Raw genomic sequence first — 4,809 nt, 5'->3', positions numbered from 1 at the left:
CCGACCAGGATCCCGGCGGCGAGCAGCACCGACTCGGCGCTGATGTCGGCGCCCGGCCGGGACCCGGCGCTCCGCCGCGGCCGCGACGAGCCGCGGCCACCGCCAGCGCCAGACCCCAGCCGGTGGCGCCGGTCAGCGCCACCACCAGGAACGCGACCACGGCCAGACCGGTGGTCAGGCACCGTGCGATCAGTTTCCTGACCAGGTCACCACGCATGTCGCCCACTCGTCTCCGGGTCGCGGGTCAGCCGGCGTCGACGCCGCTGGCCACCCGGTCCTGGTCGGCGGCGGTGGGCTGCGCCGGCACCGGGGCCGGCTCGCCCGGCGCCCGGCGTACGTCGATCACCTGGCCGGTCAGGTCGGAGATCAGCACGTCCAGCGAGGACTGGGCCACCGTCTCGGCGGCGAGCAGGGTGTGCTCGGGCTCCTCGCCGAAGGCCTTGGTGCGCATCGGGGTGGCGGTGCGCTCCGGGTTGATGCAGTTGACCCGCACGCCGAACTCGGCCCACTCGTCGGCCAGCGCCTGGGTCAGGTTGACCAGGGCCGCCTTGGTGGCGGAGTAGAGGGCGTACTGGGCCCGGCCCCGGGTGTAGGAGCTGGACGTGTAGAGCAGCAGCTGACCCTTGGTCTGCTGCAGGTACGGCAGCGACTGCCGGGCGGCGATGACCGGGCCGACGAAGTTGACCTGGAGCACCCGGTCCATCGTCTCCTGGTCCATGTCGGTCAGCGAGCCCTTCTCCAGGATGCCGGCGGTGACCACCACGTGGTCGATCCGGCCGGTGGCCTCGAAGGCGGTCTTCAGCGCGGCCTCGACGTCCTCGACGCGCTCGACGTGGGTGCCGGTGGAGGAGCGGCTGAACGGGAAGACCTGGGCGCCGTAGCGGCGGGCCAGCTCGGCCAGGTCGTGGCCGATGCCGTAGCTGCCGCCGAAGATGACGATCGTGCGGCCGGTCAGCTCCTCGGTGTAGCTGCGGTGGTCGGTCAGCCGGGGCGCCTGGGCGGCGGCGAGCTGGAAGAGCTTGTCCGCCAGGTGCACGTCGACCGGGTGGGTGACCTTGATGTTCTCGTCCGAGCCGTCGATCACCTTGATCGGCGTGCCGGGCAGGTAGCGCAGCACCACGCCGCAGTCGTCGGTGGCGGCGAAGTCCGGGTCGCCCTCGGCCCGCCGGTACGCCTCGCGGATGGTGCCGGAGCGGAACGCCTGCGGGGTCTGGCCGCGGCGCAGCGTGGCGCGGACCGGGATGTCGGTGATGCACTCGTTCTCGTCGACCTGGATGATCGTGTCGGCCGAGGGGATCGCCACGTCGACGGCGGAGTAGGTCCACAGCGCGTTCACGCACTCCCGCACGATGCGGGCGCTGACCAGCGGCCGGACCGCGTCGTGGAAGAGGATGTTGACGTCACCCTCGCCGACCGCGTCCAGGGCGATCCGGGTGGTGGCGTTGCGGGTGTCGCCGCCCTCGATCACCTTGCTGACCTTGCGGAAGCCGGCCTTGTCGACGATCTGCTGGGCGTCGGCGACGTGGCCGGTGGCCATCAGCACGATGATCTCGTCGATCTCCGCCGCGGCCTCGAAGACGGCCAGGGTGTGCTCGATGATCGGCTTACCGGCGATCTTCAGCAGCTGCTTCGGGATGCCCAGGCCGAGCCGGGTCCCGGTGCCACCGGCCAGCACCACCGCCACCGTCCGCGAGGGCCGCCACGGCGCCGGGGTCTCCGGTGTGGCGTCCGGGCCAGTGGTGTGGTCCTGCGTCATTGCCGATCCTCACTTCCAGGAATGCCTGAACGAAAGATTGCGCCCGAGTGGCGACGGGTTGAACCTTAACGCGCGGGCCGCGCCGCCCCAACGGGGCGACGCGGCCCGGGATGCTACTTACCGTTCGAGAACGCCTCGTATGCCCGAATGACCTCGTCGGTGGGCCCGTCCATCCGCAGCACGCCCGATTCCAGCCAGATCGTCCGTTCGCAGGTGTCCCGGATCGAGGAGAGCTGGTGGCTCACCAGGAACACCGTGCCGGCGCCCTCCCGCAGCTCGCGGACCCGCTGCTCGCTGCGCTTGCGGAAGCCCTTGTCGCCGGTGGCGAGCGCCTCGTCGATCAGCAGCACGTCGTGCCTCTTGGCGGCCGCGATGGAGAAGCGCAGCCGGGCCGCCATGCCGGAGGAGTACGTCCGCATCGGCAGGCTGGCGAAGTCGCCCCGCTGGTTGATCCCGGAGAACTCGATGATCTCCGGGGCCATCCGGGCCACGTCGTCCGGGTGCATGCCCATGGCCAGGCAGCCGAGCGTGACGTTCCGCTCACCCGACAGGTCGTTGAGCAGGGCGGCGTTCACGCCGAGCAGCGAGGGCTGGCCCTGGGTGTAGACCGCGCCCCGGTTCACCGGCAGCAGGCCGGCGATGGTGCGCAGCAGGGTGGACTTGCCGGAGCCGTTGCTGCCGATCAGCCCGATCGCCTCGCCCCGGTACGCGGTGAAGGACACCCCCTTGACCGCGTGCACCTCCTGGATGTTCGGTGCGGAGGACCGCTTCACCAGCCGCCGCAGCGCGGCCACCGGCGTGCTGCCCCCACCGGCACCCTTGTGCACCCGGTAGATCACGTGCGCGTCGTCCACCACCACGGTGGGGATCCGCTCCGTCAGCCGGGGCAGCGTGACGGTGGCGTCGTTGGACGCCTCGAAGTGGTCAACCACGGCCGTACTCCTGTTCGCCGCGCCAGAAGTAGATGAAGCCCCCGACACCCGCCAGCACCGCCCACGCCGCACCGACCAGCCAGAGCTGGGCCAGCGACTCGTTGAGCAGTGGCGCCTGTTCGAGCAGGGAGTAGCGGGCCAGCTCGATGTAGACCAGCATCGGGTTGAACTGGACCACGGTCGTCGCCCAGCCCGGCAGCCGCTCGAAGAGGCTGACGCTGTAGAGGACGCCGGAGCCGTACATCCAGGTGCGCAGGATGAAGGGCATGACCTGCTTCAGGTCGCTGGCCTTCGAGCCCATCCGGGCCGCCACCATCACCGCGCCGGCGTTGAACACCGCCTGGAGCAGCAGGGCCGGCACCACCATCAGCCACTTCAGGGTGATCGGCTCGCCGGTCACCAGCACGATGCCGATCAGCACCACCATCGAGGCCAGCAGCTGCTGGAACTGGGTGAGCGTCGCGGCCAGCGGCAGGCTGGCCCGGGGGAAGTGCAGCGCGCGGATCAGCCCGAGGTTGCCGCTGATCGACTGGGTGCCGGCCAGCAGGGCGCTCTGGGTGAAGTTGAAGATGAACAGCCCGGTGGTCAGGTAGGCGATGAAGTTCGGGATCTCGTTCTGCGCCAGCACCACGCCGAAGATCAGGTAGTAGACCGCGGCGTTGGTGAGCGGGGTCAGCACCTGCCAGACCTGACCCAGCTTGGCGTTGCTGTACGAGGCGACGAGCTTGGCGTTGGCGTACGCGGCGATGAAGTGCCGGTAGGACCACAGCCGGCGGCTGTATTCGGCCAGGGAGGGGCGCTCACCGGCGACCCGTAGTCCGTGCCGGGCGGCCAGCTGCGCCTGGGTCAGGCCCGTTTCGGGGTCGACCAGCGCGGTGTCGGCCATGGAAGGGCGCTCCGATCTTTCGTGCCAAAGGGATGCGCGCGACGATGGAATCTTAGAGGGAGCTGTTCGCGGAGGCCGCCTCGTCGCTGCGTGGACGGTAGTCCAAAACACGTCGGGACGCAACCGTACCGTCGTTGCGGTACATTGGCCCACGTGACAGCTGCGGAAGGTCCCCGATGACCAGCGAAAAGAGGCGTACGCCGGCCGGCGCCGCGGTGCTCCGGGGCGACATCACGAAGGCCATCCGGCGCGCGCTGATGCAGGAGCTCGCCGCGGTCGGCTACGGCCGGCTCTCGATCGAGGCGGTCGCCCGCCGGGCCGGGGTCAGCAAGACGGCCATCTACCGCCGGTGGAGTTCCAAGCTCGAGCTGGTCCTGGAAACCGTGGTCGCCGCCGCCGGCAACAAGCTGCCCGCGCTGGACACCGGCACCCTCCGCGGCGACCTGGCGCTGCTGTTCCAGGTGGTGGCGCACGCGCTGAGCCACCCGCTGGCCTCGCAGATCATCCCCGACCTGCTCGCCGAGGCGGCCCGCAACCCGACCATCGACCAGACCCTGCAGCAGGTGCTCCGGGGCAAGCAGCAGGAGATCGGCGGCCAGCTCATCGGCCGGGCGATTGAGCGCGGCGAGCTGCCGGCCGGCACCGACCCGGACGCCGCGGTCGACCTGATCGTGGGGCCGATCTACTGGCGGCTCGCCATCGCCCGCACCCCGCTCACCGACACCTACCTCGACACCCTCGCCGAGGCGGTCGCGGCCGGCCTCGGCGCCGAACCGGCGCTGCCCCGCCAGCGCGAGGCGCCGGTGTCCGGCTGACCCGGGAAACACCGGTGAACCCCGACGCGTCACCGCCACGCCACCTGCCGGACATCACGAAAAGGTGGTTCCGGCTACTCTGCAACCCGGACCGGAGCCGGACCGCCCCCGTGGCGCCGCCCGCCGCATGCCTGTCGCGCACATCGCCCACACAACGACAAGGACGACCCGTGTCGAACGCCGACCACGTTGCCGTCGAGGAGCGTCCCGCTCCCGCGGACGCGTCCCCCGAGAGCCCGCAGGCGCCCGGTCGGCGCCGGCTGTCCGCGCTGATCGCGGCGCGCCCGCCGCCGTCACCGACGCGGGCGTGGTCGGCTTCGCGCTGTGGACCGTGCTCTACCACGCCGCGTTCCTGTTCAGCCTCCGCCCGTCGGTGACCTTCCTGATCTGGGTGGCGTCCGGCGTCCTGCTGGCCGGCTG

General features: G+C 71.0%; 4 protein-coding genes and 1 pseudogene. 1 reads left to right on the top strand and 4 read right to left on the bottom strand.

The window, feature by feature from the left end; translation table 11 throughout:
* The 4 genes and pseudogenes from JNW89_RS27930 to JNW89_RS27915 all read right to left on the bottom strand — a co-directional run.
* A pseudogene (locus tag JNW89_RS27930) lies at window positions 1-217 on the bottom strand (CDP-glycerol glycerophosphotransferase); the annotation flags it as partial.
* A 27-nt stretch (window positions 218-244) separates the two neighbouring features.
* Window positions 245-1,756, bottom strand: a complete 1,512-nt coding sequence (locus JNW89_RS27925) for a bifunctional cytidylyltransferase/SDR family oxidoreductase (protein WP_238451344.1) — start codon at window positions 1,754-1,756, stop codon at window positions 245-247.
* Window positions 1,757-1,869: 113 nt separating this feature from the next.
* Entirely contained in the window at window positions 1,870-2,688 is an 819-nt protein-coding gene (locus tag JNW89_RS27920) for an ABC transporter ATP-binding protein (protein WP_238451342.1), read from the bottom strand.
* On the bottom strand, window positions 2,681-3,574 hold the full coding sequence (locus JNW89_RS27915) for an ABC transporter permease (protein WP_238451341.1): 894 nt from the start codon (window positions 3,572-3,574) through the stop codon (window positions 2,681-2,683). Before JNW89_RS27915 ends, JNW89_RS27920 begins: the two co-directional genes overlap by 8 nt.
* A gap of 215 nt (window positions 3,575-3,789) precedes the next feature.
* Between JNW89_RS27915 and JNW89_RS27910 the strand changes: the two genes are divergently transcribed.
* Entirely contained in the window at window positions 3,790-4,389 is a 600-nt protein-coding gene (locus tag JNW89_RS27910; RefSeq protein ID WP_238451346.1) for a TetR/AcrR family transcriptional regulator, read from the top strand.
* Window positions 4,390-4,809 lie beyond the last annotated feature (420 nt).

It is taken from the genome of Micromonospora sp. 4G55, assembly GCF_016803375.1.
The sequence above is the reverse complement of the archived record's forward strand: the minus strand, read 5'-3'. Positions and strand labels throughout refer to the sequence as shown.